Origin of the sequence: Streptomyces sp. NPDC060232, from assembly GCF_042726555.1 — a bacterium.
Taxonomy (GTDB): Bacteria; Actinomycetota; Actinomycetes; order Streptomycetales; family Streptomycetaceae; genus Streptomyces.
In genome coordinates, this window is record NZ_JBHXAG010000006.1 from 106,437 (window position 1) to 126,505 (window position 20,069).

At 70.8% G+C, this 20,069-nt stretch carries 17 protein-coding genes and 3 pseudogenes; 8 read left to right on the forward strand and 12 right to left on the reverse strand.

From position 1 onward, the window contains the following. The first annotated feature begins 55 nt into the window (after positions 1-55). Positions 56-178, forward strand: a complete 123-nt coding sequence (locus ACFWFZ_RS11735; protein WP_387120225.1) for a hypothetical protein — start codon at positions 56-58, stop codon at positions 176-178. 179 nt (positions 179-357) lie between these two features. Here ACFWFZ_RS11735 and ACFWFZ_RS11740 read toward each other — a convergent pair whose 3' ends face one another. The 6 genes from ACFWFZ_RS11740 to ACFWFZ_RS11765 all read right to left on the reverse strand — a co-directional run bounded on the left by ACFWFZ_RS11740 (position 358) and on the right by ACFWFZ_RS11765 (position 5,702). Beyond that, positions 358-927, reverse strand: a complete 570-nt coding sequence (locus tag ACFWFZ_RS11740; protein ID WP_387120228.1) for a hypothetical protein — start codon at positions 925-927, stop codon at positions 358-360. Further along, on the reverse strand, positions 924-2,285 hold the full coding sequence (locus ACFWFZ_RS11745) for a hypothetical protein (RefSeq protein WP_387120231.1): 1,362 nt from the start codon (positions 2,283-2,285) through the stop codon (positions 924-926). Before ACFWFZ_RS11745 ends, ACFWFZ_RS11740 begins: the two co-directional genes overlap by 4 nt. Next, on the reverse strand, positions 2,282-3,091 hold the full coding sequence (locus tag ACFWFZ_RS11750; protein ID WP_387120234.1) for an ABC transporter ATP-binding protein: 810 nt from the start codon (positions 3,089-3,091) through the stop codon (positions 2,282-2,284). Before ACFWFZ_RS11750 ends, ACFWFZ_RS11745 begins: the two co-directional genes overlap by 4 nt. A 150-nt stretch (positions 3,092-3,241) precedes the next feature. Then, the gene (locus ACFWFZ_RS11755) at positions 3,242-4,060 is read right to left on the reverse strand and encodes a zf-HC2 domain-containing protein (RefSeq protein ID WP_387120237.1); all 819 of its coding nucleotides are present in this window, start codon (positions 4,058-4,060) and stop codon (positions 3,242-3,244) included. After that, complete coding sequence (locus tag ACFWFZ_RS11760; protein ID WP_387120240.1) at positions 4,057-4,605, reverse strand: RNA polymerase sigma factor; 549 nt, start codon at positions 4,603-4,605, stop codon at positions 4,057-4,059. Before ACFWFZ_RS11760 ends, ACFWFZ_RS11755 begins: the two co-directional genes overlap by 4 nt. A gap of 185 nt (positions 4,606-4,790) precedes the next feature. Further along, a complete protein-coding gene (locus ACFWFZ_RS11765) occupies positions 4,791-5,702 on the reverse strand; it encodes a MerR family transcriptional regulator (protein ID WP_387120243.1) in 912 nt (303 codons plus the stop codon). A 240-nt stretch (positions 5,703-5,942) separates the two neighbouring features. Between ACFWFZ_RS11765 and ACFWFZ_RS11770 the strand changes: the two are divergent. Continuing rightward, positions 5,943-6,305, forward strand: a pseudogene (locus tag ACFWFZ_RS11770) (transposase); the annotation flags it as partial. Here the strand turns inward: ACFWFZ_RS11770 and ACFWFZ_RS11775 are convergent. From ACFWFZ_RS11775 to ACFWFZ_RS11790, 4 genes are all read right to left on the reverse strand, one after another. Beyond that, on the reverse strand, positions 6,299-7,699 hold the full coding sequence (locus ACFWFZ_RS11775) for a GH1 family beta-glucosidase (RefSeq protein WP_387120246.1): 1,401 nt from the start codon (positions 7,697-7,699) through the stop codon (positions 6,299-6,301). The pseudogene ACFWFZ_RS11770 and the gene ACFWFZ_RS11775 sit on opposite strands and share 7 nt — an antisense overlap. A 283-nt stretch (positions 7,700-7,982) precedes the next feature. After that, a complete protein-coding gene (locus ACFWFZ_RS11780; protein WP_387120249.1) occupies positions 7,983-8,966 on the reverse strand; it encodes an acetylxylan esterase in 984 nt (327 codons plus the stop codon). Positions 8,967-9,111: 145 nt separating this feature from the next. Next, on the reverse strand, positions 9,112-9,282 hold the full coding sequence (locus ACFWFZ_RS11785) for a hypothetical protein (protein WP_387120252.1): 171 nt from the start codon (positions 9,280-9,282) through the stop codon (positions 9,112-9,114). Positions 9,283-9,481: 199 nt separating this feature from the next. After that, complete coding sequence (locus ACFWFZ_RS11790; protein ID WP_387120255.1) at positions 9,482-10,513, reverse strand: LacI family DNA-binding transcriptional regulator; 1,032 nt, start codon at positions 10,511-10,513, stop codon at positions 9,482-9,484. 474 nt (positions 10,514-10,987) lie between these two features. Between ACFWFZ_RS11790 and chvE the strand changes: the two genes are divergently transcribed. The 3 genes from chvE (at position 10,988) to mmsB (ending at position 14,971) form a co-directional block, all read left to right on the forward strand. After that, positions 10,988-12,082 (forward strand): multiple monosaccharide ABC transporter substrate-binding protein, encoded by a 1,095-nt coding sequence (gene chvE / locus ACFWFZ_RS11795; protein WP_387120258.1) that lies wholly within the window; start codon positions 10,988-10,990, stop codon positions 12,080-12,082. 102 nt (positions 12,083-12,184) lie between these two features. Then, the gene (gene mmsA / locus ACFWFZ_RS11800; protein WP_387120261.1) at positions 12,185-13,732 is read left to right on the forward strand and encodes a multiple monosaccharide ABC transporter ATP-binding protein; all 1,548 of its coding nucleotides are present in this window, start codon (positions 12,185-12,187) and stop codon (positions 13,730-13,732) included. Positions 13,733-13,735: 3 nt separating this feature from the next. Then, complete coding sequence (gene mmsB, locus ACFWFZ_RS11805; protein ID WP_387120264.1) at positions 13,736-14,971, forward strand: multiple monosaccharide ABC transporter permease; 1,236 nt, start codon at positions 13,736-13,738, stop codon at positions 14,969-14,971. Between the two features lie 185 nt (positions 14,972-15,156). Here the strand turns inward: mmsB and ACFWFZ_RS11810 are convergent. Continuing rightward, positions 15,157-15,492: pseudogene (locus ACFWFZ_RS11810) on the reverse strand (phytanoyl-CoA dioxygenase); the annotation flags it as partial. 230 nt (positions 15,493-15,722) lie between these two features. Here ACFWFZ_RS11810 and ACFWFZ_RS11815 point away from each other — a divergent pair. The 3 genes from ACFWFZ_RS11815 (at position 15,723) to ACFWFZ_RS11825 (ending at position 18,076) form a co-directional block, all read left to right on the forward strand. After that, positions 15,723-16,628: an expansin EXLX1 family cellulose-binding protein gene (locus ACFWFZ_RS11815; RefSeq protein ID WP_387120267.1), complete on the forward strand. Its 906-nt coding sequence runs from the start codon at positions 15,723-15,725 to the stop codon at positions 16,626-16,628. A gap of 126 nt (positions 16,629-16,754) precedes the next feature. Next, a complete protein-coding gene (locus tag ACFWFZ_RS11820) occupies positions 16,755-17,288 on the forward strand; it encodes a SigE family RNA polymerase sigma factor (RefSeq protein ID WP_112447285.1) in 534 nt (177 codons plus the stop codon). Then, a complete protein-coding gene (locus ACFWFZ_RS11825) occupies positions 17,285-18,076 on the forward strand; it encodes a hypothetical protein (RefSeq protein ID WP_387120270.1) in 792 nt (263 codons plus the stop codon). Before ACFWFZ_RS11820 ends, ACFWFZ_RS11825 begins: the two co-directional genes overlap by 4 nt. A gap of 67 nt (positions 18,077-18,143) precedes the next feature. Here ACFWFZ_RS11825 and ACFWFZ_RS11830 read toward each other — a convergent pair. Beyond that, positions 18,144-19,798, reverse strand: a pseudogene (locus ACFWFZ_RS11830) (RICIN domain-containing protein). Positions 19,799-20,069 lie beyond the last annotated feature (271 nt).

Here is a 20,069-nt window from a genome sequence, read left to right on the forward strand (position 1 = left end):
TCGGGGGCCGTGCTCGGCGACGTTGGTCCGTCATGACGCCCGACAGGAGCCCGAGGTGCGGCAGATGGAGGAACTCTGGCGGGTGGTCTGTACGGCGTTCATCTGCGACTACCTCCAGCAGGTCCTGGCCGAGCCGAAGTGGGCGAAGAAGGTCAGCGACGAGGACCGCGTGGCCTGACCGCGCTGGTCTGGTCCAACGTCAACCCGTACGGCACCTTCCGCCTGGACATGGGCAAGCGCCTCGGCGTGGGGCTCACGGTGCCCCCCGCCCCGCACTTGGGCGGACACCGCCGACCGATCCGTCACGGAGACACGCTGAAGTCCACGGCCGTGTCCCGGTCCGGTGGCCCCCTCCGGTTACCGTCTCGGCCCCGCGAAGGCGTAGGCGGCGGTGCCGGCGACGGCGAGGACCAGGGCCGTCCAGGTGCCCGCCGCTGTGTCGGGCGGCAGCAGCATCCAGGTCGCCACCTGCATCGGCACACTCGTGGCAGGCGGGGCGAAGAATGAGAACGCGAGCCAGGCGAACGGCAGCGTCCAGGCATACTGCCCGCCCGAGACCGCCGCGCCCAGGGCGACCAGCCCCATCAGGCCCGCGCTGTCCCGGACGACGAACGCGGTCGTGGCCAGGTCCTCACCCATCACCTGCACTGTCAGCAGCGCCGTGCCGACGACCGCGCCGAAGAGCAGCACGTGCGCCGCCCTGCGGGGCACCCAGCGGATCGCGGCCGTCCGGTCCAGCGCGAGGTCCTGCCCGCTGAGCCCGATCGAGACGGCCATCGCCCCCGTCGCGAGGACGAGCACGGCCAGCCGCGGATCCCCCGGCCCCCCGTCGCGGGCGAGTGCCCACACCGCCACCGTGCTGATCACCACCGCGGCGAGTGACGCGGGTACCTGCCGCGAGCGCGCGTACAGCGCCAGCCACCTCACCGGGGCGCACCGCCCTTCAGCGCGTCGAACGCGTCGCCCTTACAGGAGAGCGCGGCAGCGCGCATCGCGTTGATCCGCGAGAGCTGCTCAGCCCGCGGAAGCGCCTTGAGTTCCGTCCACACCGGGCGGGCCTCGGCGTCGACCTCGCGGCGCAAACTTGCTGACCCTGTGCCGGGCAGCGACCTGAGGTCCCCGAGGACCCAGCCCACGGCGACGGTCTGCGCGAATTGATCTCCCCCGAAGCTGCTCCAGCCGACGGGGGTGCACCCTGGCACCATGCCTTTGGCGATCAGGGCCCAGGTCAGCTCCTCGCCCTTCGCGGCGGCGATGATGTCGTCGTCAAAGTCGAAGAGCACGGTCTTGCCGTACCACTGCGGCGTGGCGCCGTCCGGCAGTACGGCGGTGTTCTCCCGGACCGAGACCGGCGCCTGGCCGCCCAGGGCAGCATGCAGCAGGCGCAGCGCCTCCTTACCGGGACCCGCGAGGCCGGTGAGTCGTGCCTGGTGCGTCTTGGTCACGCACACCGGGCCGTCGCACACCAACTCCGCGGCGGCCTCGTCGACGACATACATCCGGCGGGGGTCGGAGGGGAGGACGAGCAGGGCGATCACCGCGCCCACCAGGACGGGCGTCAGGGCGAGCAGCCGGGTGCGCGGGGTCGCTGCGACCAGCAGCGCGAAGCCGGTCGCAGCCATGCCGAGCAGCCAGATCGTCTGCCCGACGTGCACGGAGGCGGAGAGCGTGACGAGCACCTCGCGCACCTCCTGCACCGCCGGTGACAGCGGGGAGACCCGGTTCGGCTCCGTGCCCAACGACATGTGCATGAGGGCCGTGAACACGAAGGCGCCCATGGCCAGCGCGGGTGGGGTGAGCGCGGACGGCAGGGCCCGCCCGGCCCCCATGCCCAGCACGGCTCCCGCGACGAGAGAGAGTGCCCCCACCAGCGAGATCGGCAGCCATCCGAGGTGCGTGTACTTGGTGTTGGGGAGCACCTGGACCGCGCCCACGAGGACGAGGAGCGCGAAGGCCGAGGCCAGGGTGATCGCCGTCGTGCCCGCCAGCGTGGCGGCGCGGTGCCAGGCGGGACGCGATGTGGTCGTCAGCAGCTCGGACACCTTCGAGCGGTGGTCGCGCAGGCCCTGCAGCGCCCCGAGCCCCACGGCCAGCGGCCACAGGTAGCCCAGCAGGGCGCGGGTCCACAGGGCCATGGACGTCCACTGGGCCGTCCACGCCGTGGTGCCCCTCCACCACGCGGCGTCCACCAAGTACAGGAACGCCAGCGCCGTCGTCAGGACCACGGCGCCGGCCCACGGGGCGACGGAGCGCCGCAGCTCGATGCGCAGGACACGGACGTTCACCAGGTGCCCCTTGTCTGCTCGGGGGTCAGGAGCAGCGCCGAGTAGCCGCGCTCCAGGGGGCTGTCGCCCACATGCTCGGGGCCGCCCGTCGCGGCCAGCTCGTCCGGGGTGCCCTGGAAGACCAGCTTGCCCTCGGCGAAGAGCACCACGTCGGTGCAGGCGGCGGCGACGTCCTCCACCAGATGGGTGGAGACCACCACGCACGTGTCCGTGCCGAGCTGCTGAAGCAGCTCGCGGAAGCGCAGCCGCTGCGCCGGGTCCAGGCCGACCGTCGGCTCGTCCAGCAGCAGGATCGTCGGGTCGTTGACGATGGCCTGGGCGATGCCGACCCTGCGCACCATGCCGCCCGACAGGGCCTTCATCTTCTCGTCGGCGCGGTCCGCCAGACCCACCCGCTCCACGGCGCGCTGCACCGCCCCGGGGATGTCCGCCTTGGGCACCTCCTTCAGCCACGCCATGTACTCGACGAACTCGCGCACCGTGAAGCGCTTGTAGTAGCCGAACTCCTGCGGCAGGTAACCGATCCGGCGGCGCAGCGCACGGTGCTCGCCCATGCCGCCCGCGGACTCGCCGAGCAGCTCCAGGGTGCCCTCGGTGGGGCGCAGTACGGTGGCCAGTGTCCGAATGAGGGTGGTCTTGCCCGCCCCGTTGGGGCCGAGCAGGCCGTGTACGCCGATGCCGAGCTTCAGGTCGAGCCCGTCGACCGCCATCCGTTTCCGGCCGACTCTGACCTTTAGCCCGGTGGCCTGGATCTCCCAGGCGTAGGCCGTCGGTGCGATGTCAGCCGCGCTCACCGCGGTCATCATGTGGCGTTCCTTACGTTGCGGGTGGGTTGATTCCGGTCACTCGTAGGATCGGGAGATCCAGGGATGCCGGTGTGGCTGTGGTGTTTCAGCTACTCATTGGCAGGCGCGCGACAAGATCGCCAGGTAAGGACACACTGGCGAGGCCGATGGTCATCGATGGGCTCCCAGCACGGAGTACGCGCCCCTGCGGGCGACCACGACGCCGATGCCGAACGTGAGGATCAGCCCCCACACGGGCAGACCGTCCGTCTGCAGGGCGAAGGTCGTACGGCTGGCGGCCAGGGTCGGCGCCACGACCACGGCGGCCCACACCGCCACCAGCGCAACGGCCGCACGCGTCACGCCGACGACACCGCCGAGCGCCAGGGTCGTCGAGGTGAAGGCCAGACAGGGCAGCAGCCACTGCGCGGCGGTCATCCCCGTCACCCATCCGGCCACCAACAGTGCGGGGACGACCACGGCGAGCACGGAGGCGGTGCGCCGCAGCACCAGGTACAGCCCGGCTCTGGGCGCCGAGGCCGTCAGTTCGTACGCCGGGTCGAGCCCGCGCGACCACGACGCCGCGACGCCGAGCACGGGCAGGACCGGGGCGAGCAGAAGTACCAGTGACACCTCGCTGGATCCGGTGCCGACCAGGTCGAGCAGGAGCGCGAGCAGTGTCACGCTCACGACCATGGCCAGCCAGGGCATCATCACCGGCGTCATCCATACGGACAGCCACGCCGACCAGCGCCGCCGGCGCGGCATCGTGGCGGTGGCGGCCAACTGGGGGCCGAGGCCGGACCACACCGCGTCTACCAGTGCCGCCACGGCGGGCGCCTGCGCCGTAACGGCGGCCGACAGCCGGTCACGGCACACCCCGCACGCCTCCAGGTGGGCCTCCAGGGCCCACACCTCATCGGCGGCGATGTCCGTGTCGCCGCGCGCGTAACCGTCGATGATCCGCATCGACGCGTGTTCCACGCTCATACCAGCGCCCTCCGCATCGCGATCCTGGCCCGGCGGGCACGGGTCTTGACCGTGCCCTCGGGCAGCCCGAGCAGGACCGCGGTCTCCTTGACGGACAGTCCGTCGAGCACCATGGCCTGCAGTACTTGTCTGAGCTCCGGCGCGAGGCGCCGCAGCGCGTCGCCGACGTCACCGCCGACGGTCGCCGCGAGCGCCTCCTCCTCGGCGGGCGCCACAGGCTGCGGGGCGGCCTCGGGTGGCGGCTCCGCGTGGTGGGCCCTGCGCCGGAACGCGTCGACGAGGCGCCGCGCCGCGATCGTCCACAGCCAGCCGACGGCCGTTCCTCCGGCCGCGGCCCCAGCGAACGCACTCGCCGCGCGCCACACCGCCAGATACGTCTCCTGCATGACCTCGGCGACGATCTGCTCGTCCGCGCAGCGGCGGCGCAGCCGCACCGCCATCCACGGCGACGTACGCCGGTACAACTCCTCGAACGCGACACGGTCGCCCTTGGCCACCAGCCGGACGAGACGCTCCTCGTCCAACTCGTGCAGCGCTGCTCTCACTGATCTCACACCTCCCAGACGCCCGAACCGGGCCGAAGGTTTTCCCCCCAACGTGATCCCCGCCACATGCGGGAAAACCCGCACGGCCGGCTGACCGCCCCCTCGTGACGGCGGTCAACACCACGGCTCGCGTCGACTCGCCGCGCCTCGCCTCAACCCGTGCTGGGCAGGGGCGGTACGGCCGGTCAGGCTTGATCCGCGGCATGCAGGGCTCGCGCCAGCCACTCCAGCTCCTCGGACGCGTCGGGAGACGCATACTGTCCGCGCACGCGGGCGACGAGGCTGCGGTAGCGTTCCGCCCCTGCCTCGATCCCGGCCTCCAGGCACAACAGCACGGCGGCCCGATCGGCGTCGCCGAACAGCTCGGACAGCACTTCGGCCGCTGCCGGTCCCTCAGGGGCGACGCCTCGTTTTCTGACCTCGGCGACGGTCTGCACGACCTGTCTGGCCCACCAGATGGACGCCCCGGGGGCACGACTCTGCCCGGGGGCCGGTGTGCTCAGCTCCAGCATGGTGCGCATCCGGGCGCGGAAGTCGGGGTCCCGTACCAGCTCGGCCAGTTCGATCCAGGCGTCGACCTGCTCGGGTGTGGGGTCGTCGGGCAGTTCGATGCTGAAGGTGCGCATGCGGTCACGCAGGCGCGGGTCGACGTCGAGACCGCCGAACACCTCCTCCTTGAACTCGTCGATGATCTGCTTGCGTTCGGCGGCGGAAAGCCTTGCCAGCCGGTTCATCAGTGCTGTCTCCTCAGCGGTCGAACCACGTTTCGATACGGTGGACAGGACGGCCCGACTCACCTTGAGGGAGCGGATCTGCGCGTCGAGCGCGGCCACGTGCGCGTCGGCGACCTCGGCGACCGTGGTGCGGCCGCTCAGGACGCGGCACACGTCGTCGAGCCCGAGGCCCAGCTCCCGCAGGGTGCGGACCAGCTCGACGCGGGCCACGGACTGGGCGTCGTACAGCCGGTAGCCGCTCGCGGAGCGGGCCACGGGCGGCACCGCTCCCTCGTCCGACCAGAAGCGCAGGGTGCGCACCGCAAGTCCGGTGCGGTGCGCGAGCTGGCCGATGGTGAGCACGTCGGGGCGTTCGTCTTCCATGGGCGAGATCCTCGACCCTCCAGCCGCTGGAGACTCAAGCGCCCGGGCGCGCGAGCCGGTGGATCTCGACGTCGAGGGGCTTTCCGCCGCGTGTTGTGGCGGTCATGCAGTCCACATGAGCTCGTGAGGACCCGGCGCGCGACGGGGCTCGGCGAAGGCGCATCAGTCCTGGCGACACCACCTGGGGACGGTGAACCTTGCTGAGGGGTTCTGTCGGTCCAAGCGGAGGGCACTTTCTACATGCAGGCCATCTTGCGTCCCAGGGTTCATGTCAGTGCAGACGGTTCGGGGGTGGTCGGTCATGCCGGGGCACGGTTGCTGGCGGGTCTTGCCGATGTCACGGGGCTGACCGCCGCGTACTCCACCGCGCTCCGGCCGCTTCGCCCGCGCGGGACCGGACATGATCCGGGCCGGATCGCCACCGATCTCGCGGTGATGCTCGCCGATGGCGGCGAGGCCATTACAGATTTGGCCGTACTGCGGGACCAGCACGAGGCGTTCGGCCCGATCGCCTCGACACCGACGACCTGGCGGCTGCTCGCTGACGTAACGCGTGGTGACGCCTGGGCGCATCAGCCAGTAGCCGTCGGTGAACTTCATCGTGCAGGTTCCTCCGTCCGCGCGCGGTGCGCGGTGATCAGGCCCCGGTACCAGTGGTAGCTGTCCTTGGGCGTTCGGGTCAGCGTGTCGTAGTCGACGTGGACCAGGCCGAAGCGCTGGCCGTAGCCGCGCGCCCACTCGAAATTGTCCAACAGCGACCAGACGTAGTAGCCACGCACGTCCACCCCTGCGGAGATGGCGTCGGCGACGGCGGCGAGGTGGTCCGCGAGGTAGTCAATCCGCTCGGTGTCATGGACCCGGCCGTCGGGGTCGACGGTGTCGGCCTCGGCGGAGCCGTTCTCGGTGATCCAGACCGGCGGAAGCCGCGGGTATCGGGCGTGGAGTTCACGGAGCAACGCTGTGAGCGCGTCCGGGACGACGGGCCATCCCATGGTGGTGTGCCGGGTCCTGTACGGGTCCAGCTCGGTGACGCCGATGTCCACGGCGGTGCGCAGTTCGAGGTCGTTCGTGCGGTGGGGGGCGGCGGCGGCGGTGATCGGGCGGTAGAAGTTGACGCCGAGGAAGTCCAGCGGGGCGCCGATCAGCTCCAGGTCGCCCGGCAGCCGCCAGGGGCCGTCGGCGAGGCCGGCCCAGGTCTCGGCCTCGTGCGCGGGGTAGCGGCCCGCGAGGAGCGGCTCGGTCCAGACCTCGTTGTGGAGGACCTTGGCACGGCGCAGGGCGGCCCGGTCCTCCGGGAGGGCGGAGGCGAGGTGGATGCGGTCGAGGTTGAGGGAGATCCCGATCTCCTGGGCGCCCGCGGCGCGCAGCTCCCGTATCGCGAGGCCGTGGGCGACCAGCAGGTGGTGGGCGGCCCCCAGCGCGCCGCGGCCCTCCTCGGCACCGGGGGCGTGCCGCCCCTCGGCGTAGCCGACGAAGGCGGAGCAGTAGGGCCCGTTGAGGGTGATCCAGCGCTCCACCCGGTCTCCGTAGCGCTCGGCTGCGAGGGCCGCGTACTGCGCGAACGCCTCGGCGGTCTCCCTGACGCGCCAGCCACCGCGGTCCTCCAGGGCCTGGGGCAAGTCCCAGTGGTAGAGGGTGACGGCGGGGGCGACCCCGGCGGCCAGCAGCTCGTCGATCAGGCGGTCATAGAAGTCCAGGCCCTTGGGGTTGACCGGTCCGGTGCCCCGGGGCAGCAAGCGGGGCCAGGCGATCGAGAAGCGGTAGCTGTCGATGCCGAGCCCGCGCAGCAGGGCGATGTCCTCGCCGTGGCGGTGGTAGTGCTCGCAGGCCGTGTCGCCCGTGGCACCGTCGAGCGTGCGGCCGGGGGTGTGGCTGAAGGTGTCCCAGATGGACGGGCCGCGGCCGTCCTGATCGTGGGCGCCCTCGATCTGGTAGGCGGCGGTCGCGGCACCGAAACGGAACCCGGCGGGCAGTTCCGGGAAGGCCGGGGTGCTCATGGGCGGTACCTCATGGGTCTGTCGGGCTCCTGAGCGGTCTCGGGGAAGTGGGGTGCGTTTCCGCGTCGTCCGGTGCGGTGCCTCGGCGTGCTGCCGCATCGCCCGCGTACTGGACGTACTCGGACGTTGCGGCAGTGCGGCGAGGCGCCGTGCCGGGCGGCGCGGAGACGTGCCCCGCTTCCCCGAGACCGCTTAGGTCTCGGGGGCGGGGCTCAGTGGGTGGGGCGGCCCGGCGCGCTGGCCGCCCTCGCGCGGTCTGCCGGGGCCGGTGGTGCAGGGCCGATCAGAGCTCCGGCGCCAGGCCTCGCTCGCGCAGCCAGGCCAGTTGGACGGGCGGGTTGGAGCCGCAGCCGCCGCCGTGGTCGCCGAACGGCCACACGGTCATGCTGCGGTCCTCGCCCGCGTAGTGATTGAAGGCGGCGTAGACCGTGGAGGGCGGGCAGACCGGGTCCATCAGGCCCACGCTGAACAGCGCCGGCGCGGTGGCCCGCCGGGCGAAGTGGACGCCGTCGAAGTGGTCGAGGGTGGCGAAGGCCGGCTCCACGCGGTGGCGGCTGTGCCAGCGCAGGTACTTGGCGATCTCCTGGTACGGGCCGTCACCGCAGATTGCGGCAGCGTGGCGGAAGTGGCACAGGAACGGGACGTCCGGCATCGCCGCCGCCACGCGGTCCCCGGCGAGACCGGCGACGGCGAGCGCCAGACCGCCGCCCTGGCTGCCCCCGGCCACCACGATCCGACGGCCGTCGAGTCCGGGCAGCTCCGCGACCGCGTCCACGGCTCGCACGCAGTCGGTGACCAATCGCCGGTAGTAGTAGGTGTCTGGAGCTTCGATGCCGCGGGTCATGAAGCCCTCGACCCACTGCGTACCGTCGCCCACGCCCCGGTCCGGGGTGTCGTGGCCCTGGCCCCGGCTGTCGACGACGAGTTGGGCGTAGCCCGCGGCGGACCAGAACAGGTGGTCGGTGGGCAGTCCTCGACCACCGCCGTAGCCCATGTAGGTGACGACGACCGGCAGCGGTCCGGCCACGTTGCGCGGGCGCAGCAGCCAGGCGGCCACCGGCTCGCCGTTCCAGCCGGGGAAGCGCACGTCGTCGACCTCGACGGTGCGCAGCAGGTGCTGGGCGGTGACCCGTTCCACCTTGATCGCCCCGTCGTGCGACCGGGCTTCGGCAAGGGTCCGCCGCCAGAAAGCGTCGAAATCCGTCGGATCGGACAACTCTGGCCGGTATCGGACGAGTTCGTCCAGGTCGAGGTCTGTGAGCGGCATGGGGAGTTCCTCCGGTCGGAGAGGTGGCGAGGCGACGGAGCTTGGCGGCCGCAGGGAGCCTTGCCTCGCAGGTCCGGGCACTGCTGTGGGCAGGGGTGGCGGCCCGCCCCCCTCGGACGGGCCGCCGGTCTCGCAGGTGCGGGCCTCAGTCGGTCGTCCCGCCGGACGTGGTGAAGCCGCAAGCGGCCAGACGGAAGCCGCCGTGCAGCGTCAGCCGCAGGTCGTGGACGCCGTCCAGCGGAACGGCGAGCTCGGCCGCGACGGTCGTACTCGTGTAGCGGTCGCCGGTGACCGAAACACTGATCTCCGCCAGCATCCGGTCACCGGCAGAGTTCCAGCCGCGCCTCCCCGGAACCCGCGTTTTCGAAGGCAGTCTCGGCCTGCGTCTTGATGCCAAATTGTTAGCGTTCACATTCTGTCCCTGTCAAGGGTGGCGGAGCCCTCAACCGAGTGCGGCGGACGCCTCACAGAGTGTGGGCCACTGGGGCGGTCAGCCCGGGCCCGATGGTGCCGGCTCAATGGCGGGTGGCGGGACCCACACTGCGACGCAGCACCATCTCCGGAGAGATCCGCACATGGGGGCGGGTGTGCGCGACGCCCTCCAACTCCTCGACGAGCAGTTCCAGGGCCCGGCGGCCGAGCTCGCCGAAGTCCTGCCGCACGGTGGTCAGGGGCGGGGTGAAGTAGGCCGCCTCGGGAATGTCGTCGAAGCCGACCACGCTGATGTCGCCCGGGATCGAGCGGCCGGCCTCGTGCAGGGCGCGCAGCAGGCCGAGCGCCATGTGGTCGTTGGCGCAGAAGACGGCGGTGACGTCGCCCAGTTCGGAGATCCGCAAGCCCGCCTGGTAGCCGGCGCGCGCGCTCCAGTCGCCGCGCTCGACATGCGGCACGGGGGCTCCGGCAGTCTCCAGCGCGCCGCGCCAGCCCTCCTGGCGGTCCTGGCTCTCCAGCCAGTTGGCCGGGCCGGCCAGGTGGTGCACGGTGCGGTGGCCCAGATCGAGCAGGTGCCTGGTGGCCGCTTCGGCGCCGGAGCGGTTGTCCACCGAGACCATGGGAACCCGCGACTGGCTGCCCGATCCGACCGCGACGACCGGAACGGAGCTGGAGAGCCTGGCCACCGCACTGACGGCGGAGATCTGGGGCGCGATCACGGCAACGCCTTCCACGCCCTGGTCGCGCAGCCGGTCGACAGCCTCCTGAACCGAGCGGCCGTCCAGGGAGCGCAGACTTGTCACGCTGACGGAATACCCCGCACTGCGCGCAGCCTGCTCGATGCCGTCCAGCATCGAGGCGGGACCGTACAGGGTCGATTGGAAGCTGACCACGCCGAGGGTTTGCGAGCGGCGGGTGACCAGGGCGCGGGCAGCGGAGTTGGGCCGGTAGTCCAGCTCCCGGATGGCTGCGAGCACCCGCTCCCGGGTGCCGGGCCGCACGTGCGGGGCGCCGTTGAGCACCCGGGACACCGTCTGGTGGGACACGCCGGCCAATTTCGCCACGTCCGCCATCACTGGGTGGCGCTGCTCGGTCCCGGCGCTGTCGGTTCCCACTCGCACTTCCCTCCTCGACTCCGGGCTACGGTACGCTACCGGCCCTCGGCGAAGGCCATGTGAGCGTCAACGGACAAGGGCATGCGGCGGGGCCACCACCATCCGGGCGTGCGGCGTGCGGATCCTCAGGACCGAGATCCGGACCACTGGCGGGACCAACGCTTACCCGAAGCCGCAGAGGCCGCAGAGGCCGCAGAGGCCGCTTGCGGTCAGCGCGCCCGGACGCGCCCGACGTGCAGGTGCCCCGCCAGAGGAAGCCGATCGCCTGCGGAATTGTTAACCCAACGGTGATCCGAACATACCCTTGACGGCATTCTTGTGAGCGTTAACACTCAGGTATCGCCAGGCCGGAGCCGCTGCCACCCCGACTTCGCACGGCGCGAGGAAACGACTCCCGGCCGGCCCCGCTCGACCGCTTCCGGTTCTCCCAGCCGGGTCGCACTGTGCCGGTCGCGGAACATCACTGGAGGAACTGTGCGGAAGTTTTCAGCGGGCCTTGTCACCGTGGGTCTGACGCTGTCGCTGGCAGCCTGCGGCCAGAGCGCCAACGGAGCGGGCGATGGCGGGGCCGGCGGGGATGCCAAAGGCGGCCTCATCGGCATCGCGATGCCGACCAAGTCGTCGGAGCGCTGGATCAACGACGGCAACAACATGGTCAAGGAGTTCCAGGCCAAGGGCTACAAGACCGACCTCCAGTACGGCGACAACGTCGTGGAGAACCAGGTCTCCCAGGTGGAGAACATGATCACCAAGGGCGCCAAGCTGCTGGTGATCGCCGCCATCGACGGTTCCTCGCTCACCAACGTGCTGCAGAAGGCCGCCGACGCCCACGTCCCCGTCATCTCCTACGACCGGCTGATCCGCGGCACCGGGAACGTCGACTACTACGCGACCTTCGACAACCACAAGGTCGGTGTCCTCCAGGGCAGTTACATCGTCGACAAGCTCGGTCTCAAGGACGGCAAGGGCCCGTTCAACATCGAGCTGTTCGCCGGCTCACCGGACGACAACAACGCCACGTTCTTCTTCAACGGTGCGATGAGCGTCCTCAAGCCGTACATCGACGACAAGAAGCTGGTCGTGCAGAGCGGCCAGACCTCCTTCAACCAGATCGCCACGCTGCGCTGGGACGGCGGTCTCGCACAGTCCCGGATGGACAACCTGCTGAGCAAGTCGTACACCGCCGCCCGCGTCGACGCCGTGCTCTCGCCGTACGACGGCATCTCGATCGGCATCATCTCCTCGCTCAAGGGCGTCGGCTACGGTGCCGGCCAGCCCATTCCCGTCGTCACGGGCCAGGACGGCGAGCTGGCCTCGGTGAAGTCGATCATCGCGGGCGAGCAGACCCAGACCGTCTACAAGGACACCCGCCAACTGGCCAAGTCCGCAGTCCAGATGGGTGACGCGCTGCTGACCGGCGGCAAGCCCGAGGTCAACGACACCACCCAGTACGACAACGGCGTCAAGACCGTACCGGCGCAGCTGCTCCAGCCGGTCAGCGTCGACAAGGAGAACTACCAGAAGGTCCTGGTGGAAAGCGGCCAGTACACCGCGGACCAGCTCAAGTAGCCCACGGAGCCCGACCGACGGGTCCGGCGACGACGAAACGGCGGTGCGACGCCCGCGGGACCGCCCGGCGCCGCACCGCCCCGACGATACGGATGCACAACCATGGCCCGACCCGTTCTCGAGATGCGGTCGATCAGCAAGACGTTTCCCGGTGTGAAGGCCCTCTCCGAGGTCAACCTCACCGTCGCCGCGGGTGAGGTGCACGCCGTCTGCGGCGAGAACGGCGCCGGCAAGTCCACGCTGATGAAGGTACTCAGCGGGGTCCACCCCCACGGCGGCTACCAGGGTGAGATCCACTTCGAGGGCGAGCCCTGCCGGTTCCGGGACATCCGGGCCAGCGAGCAGCGCGGCATCGTGATCATCCACCAAGAACTCGCGCTGGTGCCCTACCTGTCCATCGCCGAGAACATCTTCCTCGGCAACGAGCACGCCACCCGGGGCGTCATCAGCTGGCACAAGACGCTGACCCACGCCGCCGCACTGATCCGGCAGGTCGGACTCGACGAGAGCCCGCACACCAGGATCGCCGATCTCGGCGTGGGCAAACAGCAGTTGGTCGAGATCGCCAAGGCGCTCGCCAAGAAGGTCAAGCTGCTCATCCTGGACGAGCCGACGGCCGCCCTGAACGACGAGGACAGCCGCAAGCTGCTCGACCTGATCCTCGAACTCAAGACACAGGGCATCTCCTGCATCCTCATCTCGCACAAGCTGAACGAGATCGCCCGGGTCGCCGATGCCGTCACCATCCTGCGCGACGGGCGGACCATCGAGACCATCGCGATCGGTCCCGAGGGCATCTCCGAGGAGCGGATCATCCGCGGCATGGTCGGCCGCGACCTGGAACACCGCTACCCCGAGCGCGCCTCCGAGATCGGCGAGGTCACCTTCGAGATCGAGGACTGGAGCGTCCAACACCCGATCGACCACCGGCGCAAGGTGGTCGACGGCGTCTCCCTCAACGTCCGTCGAGGCGAGATCGTCGGCATCGCCGGCCTCATGGGCGCAGGCCGCACCGAACTGGCAATGAGCGTCTTCGGCCGCTCGTACGGGCGGTGGACCGGCGGCCGGGTGCGGCTGGACGGCCGGGAGATCCGTACCAGGACGGTGCCGGAGGCGATCGGGCACGGCATCGCGTACGTGACCGAGGACCGCAAGCAGCTCGGTCTCAACCTGGGCGACGACATCAGCCGGAACATCTCTCTGAGCGCCCTCGGCAAGGTCGCCCGGCGGGGCTGGGTCGACCGGCACGAGGAGGCGAGGGTCGCCGAATCGTTCCGGCGGACCATGAACATCAAGGCCCCCTCGGTGTTCGCGGAGACCGGCAAACTCAGCGGCGGCAACCAGCAGAAGGTCGTCCTCAGCAAGTGGATCTTCGCCGAGCCGGAGGTGCTGATCCTCGACGAGCCCACCCGGGGCATCGACATCGGCGCCAAGGCGGAGATCTACACCGTCATCGCCGAACTCGCCGCCCAGGGCAAGGCGGTGCTCGTCGTCTCCTCCGAACTCCCCGAACTCCTGGGCCTGTGCGACCGGATCTACACCATGGCCGAAGGCCGGATCACCGGTGAGGTCAACCGCGCGGAAGCCACCCAGGAATCCCTCATGCGGCTCATGACCATGAGCGCGGCATACCCCGACAAGCAGGTGTGAGGCATGGCCCAGACCAAGACCACCCCAGACACCACGCCCCGCACACCGGAGCCCGGCCGACGACCGTCGGCCGGTGCCGTACTGGCCCGAGCGCTGCGCGGCAACCTGCGCCAGTACGGGATGCTGCTCGCGCTGGCGCTGATCGTGCTGCTGTTCCAGTTCTGGACGGGCGGCATCCTGCTCCAGCCGCTCAACATCACCAATCTGATCCAGCAGAACGGCTACATCCTCATCCTGGCCATCGGCATGATGATCGTGATCATCGCCGGGCACATCGACCTGTCGGTCGGGTCGCTCGCCGCCTTCGTCGGGGCGGCCGCGGCGGTGATGATGGTCAAACACCACGCGCCGTGGCCCGTGGCGCTGGTGGCCGCGCTGCTGATCGGGGCTCTCGCCGGAGCCTGGCAAGGGTTCTGGATCGCCTATCTCGGGATCCCCTCGTTCATCGTCACGCTGGCTGGCATGCTGCTGTTCCGCGGTGGGACCCAGATCCTCCTTCAGGGCCAGTCGGTGGCGCCGTTCCCCAAGGGCTTCCAGAACATCAGCAGCGGCTTCCTCCCCGCGGTCGGCCCCCACACCAACTACCACAACCTCACCCTGCTGCTGGGCTTCGTGGTGCTGGTCGTCGCGATCCTGCAGGAGGTGCGCGGACGGCGGCGGGCCGCCTCGTACGGGCTGGAACCGCTCCCGGCCGGTCTGTTCCTGGTGAAGCTCGGCGCGATCACCACGGCCGTGGTGGCCTTCACGCTGCTGCTGGCCAGCTACCACGGGGTGCCGATCGTCCTCCTGATCCTCGGCGTCCTGCTGGTCGGCTTCGGATACGTGATGCGCAACTCGATCCTCGGCCGGCACACCTACGCCATCGGCGGGAACGAGGCGGCGGCGAGGCTGTCCGGGGTGAAGAGCAAGCGGGTCGTCTTCCTCGCCTTCGTGAACATGGGCGTCCTCGCGGCCCTGGCCGGGATGGTCTTCGCCGCGCGGCTCAACGCAGGTACTCCGCAGGCCGGCATCAACTTCGAGCTGGAGGCGATCGCCGCCGCCTTCATCGGCGGCGCCTCCGCGAGCGGCGGTGTGGGTACCGTCCTCGGCGCGCTCACTGGCGGTCTGGTGCTGGGCGTGCTGAACAACGGCATGTCGCTGGTCGGCGTGGGTACCGACTACCAGCAGGTGATCAAGGGCCTGGTACTGCTGGCGGCCGTCGGCTTCGACGTCTACAACAAGCGCAAGGCCGGAGGCTGACCCTGCCCCTCCTCGGCTCGGCGCCGCCGCCCGCAGGAGGAGGGACGACTCGCCTACCGTGAGCCCGCCTCCTGCGGCTCCGCTCGCGCGTCGACGATCCGCTCGAAGAAGAACTCGTGCTTGAGGAAGGAGACGTCGTACTCATGCCCCGGGTACGGCGGGATCAGGTGAGCGGCTTGGACCAACGGCACGGTGAGCGTTCCGCCCATCTCCAGCGTCATCGCCTGCGGAAAGTACATCAGCTGCACGTCGAAGGCGTCCGGCCGAACGTCGATGACGGCGTCCCCGTGCAGTGGCCGCGCTTCGCCCCTGTGGGGCTCGCGGGTGTGCACGAAGTGGTGGTCCACCCAGGGCTCCGGGCCCACGAGGCTGTGCAGGTCCCCTGCCACCTGCGGAAGTTCCAGCAGCCGACGGACGAAGGATCCCTGCGCACAAGACTCGGACAGCGGCGTCCCGTACCGCACCGGCGGCACCCCGCCGGCAAGCACCGCCAAGCCCTCGGTGTTCATTTCCGCCGGCATCCGTGCCGCCCAGCCCGTTTCCCCGCACTCCCTCGCTCAGTGAGCGGACCGATGCGGGACACTGCTGCCCGGCCGCCCTGAAGGACCCGCCGCGCGCCTGCTTCCCACCGTCGGCAACCTTTTCGCGTCCTGCGGCGACCAGGCAGTGCACCTCGACTCGGATCTTCGAACGGACGGACATGCACACTGCACGGCAAGCCGCGCGGCAGCGCAGGCGCAGACACAGGCTCATGCTCGGTACAGCGGTGATACTGACCGCCGCGGGCGTCCTCTTCTGCCTGATGACGGCCATGCTCCCCGGCCCCAAGGCCGGAGCCGGGGCCGACGCCGGGACCGACGTGGCCGCCCCCGCCGCCACCCGTACGGGAGCCGCGTCCTCGGCCCCGACGAGCCCAGCACCCCCGGCGGCCGGCTCGCCTGCCGCGGCGACCCCGAGCGCGACCGCCGCAGCAACCACCGCGGCGGCGCCCCCGCCTACGGCGAAGAAGACCCCACCGGCGGCATCCACCCCGGCACCGTCGGCAGGACGCATCCGGCCGGATACCACCTACAAGGGCGTCGCCACCGCCTACGCCGCCGGCGACGGCAACGGCGCCTGCCTGTTCGGCCCGAGCGACGACCTCATGATCGCGGCGATGAACACCACCGACTACGAGTCGTCCAGGGCCTGCGGCGCGTACGTGCGCGTACGCGCCGCGAACGGCGCCTCGATCACGGTCCGGATCACCAACGAATGCCCGCTGCCCTGCGCGCCCGGACAACTGGACCTCAGCGAACAGGCCTTCGCGAAACTGGCCGAGCTCAAGGTCGGCCGTATCCCGATCACCTGGAGCCTGGTGAGCCCCCGCACGTCCGACGCCCTCTCCCTCCGGTACAAGACCGGGTCCAGCGCCCACTGGTGCGGCATCCAGGTGATCGACCACCGGAATCCGGTCGCACGGCTGGAGGTACGCACCAGCAAGGGCTGGCGGAAGCTGCCCCGTACCGACTACAACTACTTCCTCTCCGCCGACGGCGGTGGGTGCGGCGGCGCGATAAGGATCACCGACATCTACGGAGAGCAGTTGACGGTCGACGGGACCGCGCTGCTGCCGAACGTCGCACAACCGACCAGGGTCCAGTTCGCCGCGCACTGAAACCTCACCGCGGCGGGGTGGCGGAGCCGGGGCACGGCGCATCGGCGCGCCCTGGCCAACCGGGCACTGGTACGCTGCCGCCCGGATGTTAGCGCACACATTTTGCGGAGGGGACGACCAACGGACATGGTCCTCGATGACGCGTCCGCGGAGTTCCACGACTTCTTCGAACGCCACTACGCCGAACTCGCCCGGTTCGCCCGTCTCCTGACGGGCGAGGCGGACGGCGCCGACGATCTGGCCGCGGACGCCCTGCTCGCGCTGTGGCAGCGCTGGGACCGGCTGCGCCAGGCCGAGTACCCGCTCGCCTACGCCCGTGGTGTGGTCGCCAACCTGGCACGGTCGCGGATCCGCAGCACGGTGCGCGAGCGCCGCCGGATCGCCCTGTTCTGGTCCCGCGGTGCGGAGCCGTTGCACGGTCCGGACGTGGCCGGCGTGGTGGACGTGCGGACCGCTCTCGCCCGGTTGCCGTTCCGGAAGCGGTCGTGCGTGGTCCTGCGGCATGCCTTCGACCTGTCGGAGAAGGACACCGCTCTGGCGCTCGGAATATCGGTCGGTACGGTGAAGAGCCAGACCTCGAAGGGGATGGCCGAGCTGGAACGGATGCTGGGCAGCACAGGAGCAGCCGGGGAACTGTTGGCGGGGAGGAGGAGCCGTTGAACGAGGAACTCACCGGGCGGCTGCGCGCGGCCGCCGAGGCCCACCAGCCCGACCGTGCCCGGATCCTGGCACGCGTGGAACGCGGCATGTCCGGTGCCCCCGTCCGCCACCGCGAGTCCGCGGGCGCGAGGCCCTGGCCCAGGATCGCACTCGCTTCCCTGGCCGCGGCCGGCACTCTGGCGATCGGCGGCTTCGCCGTCGCCGCCATCGTCCAGTCGCCGCCGGCCCGGCCGGATGTCTCGGCCACCCCCGCCGCGCCGTCCGGGACTCCCCGGCCGACACCATCGCCGCCCGCCACCGGCCGCCCGACCACGCCGGACCGTTCGTCCACGCCGGGCCCCAGCCCTTCGGCGTCAGGCGCCGCGGGCTCGGCCCGGCCAGGCAACGCGCACGTCCAGGACGGGCCTCTGTCGTCGGCCGGCTCCTTGGGAACGAACAGCAACAGCTTCTGGGCGCAGAGCAACATCACCCTGACGTCCGCCCAACCGCTTACCGCGCTCACCGTGGAACTGCGCATCACGCAGACCGGAGCGGTGCAGAGCACCGGCAGCTGGCGGACGCTGCCCGCCGAGGATTTCACCGTCACCGTGCAGAACGAGGGCGCAGCAGTGGTCTACCGCTGGATCCTCAAGCCGGGCCGCACGGTACCGGCCGGACAGCATGTCTTCGCCGGCCAGTACAACCACGCCGCCGGCGCACGCGAGGTCGAGCACGACGGCTACCGCGTCGACGCCGGCGGCCCCCGCGGCGCCCTCTCGGTCTGGGGCGGCTTCACCCCGGCACAGTGAGGCCGTGCCGGTTCGCCGGCCCGTGGGTGGACGGCGCGGACCGCCGCCCGCCCACGGGCCTGGAGCATCAGGACGGGTCGCCGTACACCACGCCACGGCCGTAGGCGCCCAGGTAGACCCGCCCGTACACGTCGGGGTCGCCGCTGATGACGTTGACGGCTATCCCGCCGAACTGGTGCTGGTCGTCGTTGATCCGGACCCAGACCGAGCCGCCGTCGGTTGAACGGAACAGCCCGGTGACGCCCTTCACCTTCCCGCTGAGGTACAGCGCCTGGTAACGGGCACCCGGGGCCGGCTTGCCGAAGCCCACGGCGCTCGCCTGCTCCACGCCGCCGGGCTTGCCGAAGCTCTTCCCCCCGTTGGTGGAGTGCAGGAGTCCGTTGTCCCCGCCGGCGATCCACAGGTCACCGGCCATGCCCGGAACCGTCTTGAGCTGCCCGCCGCCCAGACCAGTGGCCCGGGCGGTGAAGTGCTTCCCGCCGTCGGTGCTCGCGTACAAGGTGCCGCCGCTGAGGGCGTAGAAGGTGTTCGCCGCCGAACGGTCGGCCACCACGGCCGTGTCCTTGGGCAGACCGGAGGCCGCCGTCCAGGCCGAGCCGCGGTTGGTCGAGGAGTACGGAATCTGCCTATCGGGGGCCCACACCACGGCGGCGCCGTCCGCTGAGACGGCCACGGAACCGCCGCCCGCGTCGCGCACCGGCGCTGCGGCGAAGGGTGCCCAGTCGGCTCCGCCGTCGGTCGAATAGGCGCCGTGCTGCTCGCCACCAAGACCGACCCGCACCATGAACCGCGGCTTCGACTGGGCGAAGTCGATTCCCGTGGTGTTGGTGAACAGCGGTCCGGACAGCGCCTTGGCGGGCACCTTGGTGAGGTCCTCGTGCCGGAACCCGCCGACGTCGCCGAGCGCACTGATCAGGGGAAGACCAGGGGGCTTGATCAGCCCGAGCGTCGCGGTCTCCTCCAACCCCTTCGCCGGGATGGTCCAGTGCGTCGCCCGCCCGGTGTCCGCCGCGGTCACGTCGTTGCTGCCCCATATCCCCGATCCCGTGCCGTACAGCACGTGCCCGGAATCGAAGGGGTCGATGGCCAGGGCGCCCATCCAATGACCGATGCCGGTGCCCACGTAAGGCGCTGCGGAGTTGTCCCGGACCGAGGTCGCGCCGAGCGCCTTCCAGGAGGCGCCGCCGTCGGCCGACCGGTAGATCTCGTCCGCGGGCCACCAGCGGTCCAGCGTGGTGACCATCACCGTGGACGGGCGCTGCGGATCGACCGCCAGGCCGGCGAACCCGTAACCGCCACTGGACGGCGAGATGTTCTTCCAGCCCCCGGTGGACGGCGTGTGCTTCCACACCGAACCGGCCGTCACGCCGTTCGTTTTGCTGCGCGGCGTCGCCGTGGCCGGACGCTCGATGGCGGCCGCCGACTGCATGGAGGCACCCCGCACACCGAGGACCTTCTTGCTGCTGCGGTTCTCCAGCTCGTAGTAGCCTCCCCCATCGGCCTCAGCCGCCAGTGCTGACTCGCGGCACCGGCCACGCGGCTCTGCTGCCGTGTCCAGGCGCCGTCCGACGTGTCCGCGCCGGGCACGTCCAGCACCTTGTCGCTGCGCACGGACACCACCTCGTAATAGGCGTCGGAATCCAACGTCGCGGCCTCCGAGTCGGCCTGCACGAACAGCAGGTAGGGGCCGAGCACACCGGGCACGCCCAGCGCCAGACCCATCGTCGTCCAGCGCCGGCGGTGGCGTCCACGCGTACGTCGCTCGCCACCGGCCGCGCGCGTGCGCCGACCGCGACCGTGCGCGGTGGGATCCGTCTCGTTCAGGGGGGCCTCGCTCCGAGCCTGCCTCGCACACCGGTTCTGGTCAGCGGTGTGCAGCAGCATGCGGCGGTGTGATCGGACGATCCGTGGGTGTGATCGTCTTCGGGTCGCCCGTCAGTCGCCACAGCTCCGCAAAAGGTTGCCGCCCGCCGAACCGACAGCAGGCCAGGGC

What these genes read in the sequence shown, in the direction of transcription:
- ACFWFZ_RS11815 (WP_387120267.1), top strand. Translation starts at nt 15,723, where the DNA reads ATGCTCGGTACAGCGGTGATACTGACCGCCGCGGGCGTCCTCTTCTGC.
- ACFWFZ_RS11750 (WP_387120234.1), bottom strand. Translation starts at nt 3,091, where the DNA reads ATGATGACCGCGGTGAGCGCGGCTGACATCGCACCGACGGCCTACGCC.
- ACFWFZ_RS11785 (WP_387120252.1), bottom strand. Translation starts at nt 9,282, where the DNA reads ATGCTGGCGGAGATCAGTGTTTCGGTCACCGGCGACCGCTACACGAGT.
- ACFWFZ_RS11780 (WP_387120249.1), bottom strand. Translation starts at nt 8,966, where the DNA reads ATGCCGCTCACAGACCTCGACCTGGACGAACTCGTCCGATACCGGCCA.
- mmsB (WP_387120264.1), top strand. Translation starts at nt 13,736, where the DNA reads ATGGCCCAGACCAAGACCACCCCAGACACCACGCCCCGCACACCGGAG.
- ACFWFZ_RS11775 (WP_387120246.1), bottom strand. Translation starts at nt 7,699, where the DNA reads ATGAGCACCCCGGCCTTCCCGGAACTGCCCGCCGGGTTCCGTTTCGGT.
- ACFWFZ_RS11820 (WP_112447285.1), top strand. Translation starts at nt 16,755, where the DNA reads ATGGTCCTCGATGACGCGTCCGCGGAGTTCCACGACTTCTTCGAACGC.
- mmsA (WP_387120261.1), top strand. Translation starts at nt 12,185, where the DNA reads ATGGCCCGACCCGTTCTCGAGATGCGGTCGATCAGCAAGACGTTTCCC.
- ACFWFZ_RS11765 (WP_387120243.1), bottom strand. Translation starts at nt 5,702, where the DNA reads ATGGAAGACGAACGCCCCGACGTGCTCACCATCGGCCAGCTCGCGCAC.
- ACFWFZ_RS11755 (WP_387120237.1), bottom strand. Translation starts at nt 4,060, where the DNA reads ATGAGCGTGGAACACGCGTCGATGCGGATCATCGACGGTTACGCGCGC.